Source organism: Limosilactobacillus reuteri (assembly GCF_020785355.1).
Lineage (GTDB): Bacteria > Bacillota > Bacilli > Lactobacillales > Lactobacillaceae > Limosilactobacillus > Limosilactobacillus reuteri_I.
Map to the genome: position 1 here is coordinate 1 of NZ_JAJGVH010000016.1, position 5092 is coordinate 5092.

3 protein-coding genes and 1 rRNA gene are annotated in these 5092 nt (G+C 38.3%); 3 read left to right on the plus strand and 1 reads right to left on the minus strand.

The annotated features are described in order from the left end of the window. A 5S ribosomal RNA gene (gene rrf, locus LMB56_RS00080) occupies nucleotides 1-108 on the plus strand; the annotation flags it as partial. 302 nt (nucleotides 109-410) lie between these two features. On the opposite strand, the gene LMB56_RS00085 is transcribed toward rrf, so the two are convergent. Beyond that, on the minus strand, nucleotides 411-1052 hold the full coding sequence (locus LMB56_RS00085) for a phosphatase PAP2 family protein (protein WP_229283315.1): 642 nt from the start codon (nucleotides 1050-1052) through the stop codon (nucleotides 411-413). Between the two features lie 143 nt (nucleotides 1053-1195). On the opposite strand from LMB56_RS00085, the gene LMB56_RS00090 reads away from it, so the two are divergent. Together LMB56_RS00090 and LMB56_RS00095 are read left to right on the plus strand one after the other, a co-directional pair. Next, on the plus strand, nucleotides 1196-3502 hold the full coding sequence (locus tag LMB56_RS00090; protein ID WP_229283314.1) for a glycoside hydrolase family 31 protein: 2307 nt from the start codon (nucleotides 1196-1198) through the stop codon (nucleotides 3500-3502). Nucleotides 3503-3660: 158 nt separating this feature from the next. After that, nucleotides 3661-4920, plus strand: coding sequence for a chloride channel protein (locus LMB56_RS00095; RefSeq protein ID WP_229283313.1), 1260 nt, complete (start codon nucleotides 3661-3663; stop codon nucleotides 4918-4920). Nucleotides 4921-5092 lie beyond the last annotated feature (172 nt).

Sequence of the window (5092 nt, forward strand, 5' to 3'; positions counted from 1 at the left end):
GATGGCTTGAAGGATACACCTGTTCCCATGCCGAACACAGAAGTTAAGCTTCAACACGCCGAAAGTAGTTGGGGGATCGCTCCCTGCGAGGATAGGACGTTGCCGCGCAATAGTAAAAGGATATGTATCGTTTAACGGTGCATATCCTTTTTTTATATGTTGTGACAGAACAAAATGAAATTTATTGTCCCGGTTTTCAAAAATAAAACAAGTGATTTTAAGAAGCAAGTTTTTACGGCACGTCTTACTATAAAAATCAATGGAAATGAAGTTGAATTAGAGTTCGGATATCGCTAAAGAGGGTTTTATTATGCTCTATAAAGGCCATCTTAGTTGACCCAGAAATAGTAATAAAACAGCAAAACACTGAGCTATAATTGCTCATTGATTACAGCTCAGTGTTTTGATAGTTAGACTTTATTGACTGGTTTTTGTAACCAATGAAAGAAAATAGCGCGCTGACTATTAGCTAATAACCACCATCCACTAGCTAATAAAAAGGCCCCAATCACATCGGAAGTAAAATGAGCTCGTAAATAAACTCGCGAATACATAATAATAATGATCCATAGAGCGCCGACGATTCCTAAGATTATCTTCTGCCACTTAACTTTACAATAGGGTAAAAGGAGGGCTAGGATCGTAAAAGTGAAAATAGCAGTTGAAAAGGTATGCCCACTTGGGAAACTATATCCACTAACATCAATTAACCGAAAGGAAGGACGAAGACGAGTAACGCTATACTTGATGAAGATAACTAAACAGTAACCAATAAATTGTAACATGCCATACCAAACACTATCAGTTGCTCTTCCGCGACGCCATAACAGGAGCATTAAGCCGATTGTTATAATGCCGACTGTAACTGGGTCACCCATAAAGGTTAATTCGGTCAGGATAGTAGTCTTAAACTTAGACACTGGGGCAGTCAGATCAAAGCCACCTGCATCGATTAAACGAACAAATGGAGATTTAGTTAAAACATTAAAGAGTAATACTCCGAATAAAATCCAACAAAAAAGTCCGAATCCGATTTGTACTTTTTTATGCATTATTTATAAGCCTCATTCATTTTCATTATTACATTTAATTATATCCCATTTATTCTTAAAAAGTTATCCTCCCTTCACGAAAACGTTTACATTTAAAATAAATGCGATACAATAAAAGTAAAAAAAGAGGAAGGACGACATTAATGAATAACCAATTACGTGGATATGCGACTGTTGATCAAAGAATTACAATTAATTATCAAAACAGTGCTATTGTTTTATCAGTTATTACGCCTGAAATTATTCGGGTATTTCAAGATCACGGTGAAAAAGGAGCATCATATGCTATTGAAGGCAACAAAACAATTAAAACTAACTTTACTGTCTTAGATCATGGTGACCATCTTGAATTAACTACGGCGGCGTTAATTGTAAAAATATACGACGATGAGAAAATAGATGTTTATGACAAAGATGGTCATCCATTAATTATTGATTATCAGGGCAAACGAACACCAATTGACCGTGGATTAGATGAGGCTCATGCAAAATTAGTTGCCGCAGAAGGTCACGATATTGCTGGTGGAAGTGACCGAGATAAGACATATTTTGAGGTAATTAAATCTTTAGCCACTGATGAACAGATATATGGTCTTGGTGATAAAACTGGGTATTTGAATAAACGAGGCTACGAATACGATAACTGGAACACTGATAATCCGGCACCCCAAGTAGAAAGTTTTACCCGGCTTTATAAGTCTATTCCTTTTATGTTAGGTTTGAAGAATGGTCATCCATATGGTCTCTTCTTTGATAATCCTTATCGTAGTCATCTTGATTTAGGAAAAGAAAATATCAATTACTACTTTTATTCTGCAGTTGCCGGTAACCTTGATTATTACATTATCGGTGGTCCGCACTTGAGCGATATTGTTACAAATTATACTTACCTTACTGGGCGCGTTCCATTGCCACAAAAATGGGTACTTGGTTATCAGCAATCGCGTTGGGGATATAGTGTAAGTCCTGAAAAAGTTCAAGAGATTGCGACTAAACTACGAGAAAATGATCTTCCTTGTGACGTGATCCACTTTGACATTGACTATATGGATGGTTACCGAGTATTTACTTGGAACAAAGAAAAGTTTACTGATCCTCAAGCATTTGTTTCAAAGTTGAGAGACCAAGGATTTAGAGTAATGCCGATTATTGACCCCGGTGTTAAGCAAGATAAAAAGTATAAAATTTATAAAGAAGGAATTAAGAAAGGATACTTTGTTAAGAATCCTGATGGAACCGTTTATGTTAATAAGGTTTGGCCTGGTGATGCTGTTTTCCCTGACTTTGGCCGAGAAGAGGTACAACAATGGTGGGCCGATAATTGTAAATACCTTGTTGATACCGGAACAGCTGGAATTTGGGACGATATGAACGAACCAGCATCATTTGAAGGTGAAATCCCTGATAATATTGTCTTTAGTGACGGAAAATACCCTTCTACCCATAAGAAATTGCATAATGTTTACGGACATAATATGGCAAAGGCTACTTACAATGGATTAAAGAAATACAGTCATAAACGACCTTATGTCATTACCCGGGCGGCTTATGCGGGAACGCAAAAGTATTCAACCGTCTGGACAGGTGATAACCAAAGTTTGTGGCCTCATCTACAAATGATGATTCCTCAATTATGCAACTTAGGAATGAGTGGCTTTACCTTTGCGGGAACTGATATTGGTGGATTTGGTGCAGATGCCACGGCCGAAATGCTAACACGGTGGATTGAAGCGGCCTTATTTAGTCCGCTCTATCGTAATCATGCTTCAATGGGAACCCGTGCACAAGAACCTTGGGTATTCGGTGAACCAACGCTCTCAATCTACCGGAAGTATTTAAAGTTAAGATATCGTTTTATTCCATTCTTATACGACCTTTGTTACAAGGAGACAAAGAATGGGCTCGGAATAATGCGTCCGTTAGTATTAAACTACGATCAAGATCCTGCTGTTCGGACAATGAACGATGAATATATGGTTGGCGATGAATTACTAGTTGCTCCCGTAGTTCAAGAAGGCCAAAATACACGAGCAGTCTACTTACCAGCAGGGGAGTGGATTGACTTTTGGAACGGTGTTGAATATGCAGGTAAGCGGTCAATTTTAGTCGAAGCGCCAATTGATAAGTTACCATTATTCGTTAAAAAGAATACGATTATTCCATGGGGACCTGAAGTAAGTCATATTAGTGATGAACCTAATGAAACAATGACCTTCCGCTTATATGGACAACATGCCTCATATATTCATTACCAAGATAACGGCCTTGACTTTGCTTATCAAAGTGGTGAATACAACCTTTATCAAATCAAGGCTTCTCAAAATAGAGTAACAATAGATATGGCTCATAATGGTTATGATAAAAATTACCGGAAGATCTTTGTAGAATTAAATGATCAAAAATTAACATTTGAATTTAATCCCCAAACACAAACATATGTCCAACAATAATCTGAGATAGAAGATAAGACCGAGGAAGAAGTTTAGCGCTTATTCTTCGGTCTTATTTTAGTTTACATAATATTCAACATAGTGAGAGATTGTTGTTATCTTTTTACATTCATCCGTGATACACTGAAAGGTGATTTATTTTTATAGGAGACGAGAAGATGAAAGAAACGCAAGAGAACATTCCATTAGCTATTGCAACGGTTATTCTTGGAATAGTCGTTGGTTTTAGCTCATTGATCCTTAGCGCTATTCTAGATTTAACAGAGCACTATTTTTTAAACTTTAACGAGACAAATAAGATTCCAGTTAATATTAATATTTTTCCTCTTCATCGATTTGCCTCGGTGCTAATAGGGGGGATAATTGCTACAATTATTTGGTACTTTCTTCAACGTCATTATCATCCAGTTAGTATTAAGAATGCCCTGAATGGTAAAGAGATGCCGTTAAGAAAAACATTTATTCACGTGGTTACCCAGATCTTTTTTGTAGGTACTGGGAATTCCATCGGTCGTGAATTAGCCCCACGAGAAGCAGGGGCGGCTATCGCTCAGAAATGGTCCCGAGTGCTTGATTCTTATCGATGGTTGCACATCAATGATGAAGATAAACGTTTATTAATCGCCGCTGCTGCTGGAGCTGGCTTCGCGGGGGTCTATATTGCACCTATTACAGGAACTGTTTTCTGTTTAGAAATTTTATACCGGCGCATTAATGCTCGTTCAGTTTCCGTTAGCTTAATCATGTCAGTAATTGCAACGATGATTGGTTCGATTTTAAAAGGATTCGAACCATATTATATTGTCGGAAGCCGTGATTTCTCTTTGCTATCTGTTCCATTAGCAATTGTGTTAGGCTTAATCCTTGGAGTAACCGGAACTTGGTTTAAACAAGGAGTTAAAGCAGCTTCTAGTAAACGGGCAACGGGTAAAAATATTTTCTGGCAATTACCACTTTTATCATTCTCAGCAGGAGTAATTGCAGCCTTTTATCCACAGATTATGGGAAATGGACGGGGACTTGCTCAATTAGCCATGAATACGACCACCGTCAATTCCCAGGTCCTAGGAGCGCTCTTATTTGGTCTCGTTGCTAAAGTAGTAGTTACCTTATTTACAATCAAATGTGGGGGCTATGGAGGAACACTGACGCCATCGATTGCCGCTGGAGCAGTTATTGGAGTATTTCTCGGTATTCCTTATATGCACTTCTTCCCGGTTGTTACCTTAACGCAGTGTGCAGTTATCGGGGCCTCATTATTTTTAGCAGCATCACAACAAGCACCGTTAATGGCATTATTTATGTTATTTGAAGTTTGTCACCTTAACTTTACAGCTTTTCTTCCCCTGGGGATTGGAGTCGCAATTTCAATTGGAATTTCAAAATGGATGCAGGAAGCAAAAGCAAGGACAAAATAACCTTTAGTAAAAACATTCCCTAAATAAAATAGCAAGGCTGAAATTTCTTCCAACCTTGCTATTTTTTATGTGCGCCCGGCATGGGTATTAGCTAGGCGGTGAGAGTCCGCTATGGGCCGTAGTAGTCGGAACCATGAGCTGAGGACAAGGGTGTCCACTGTGAGGTGGAATC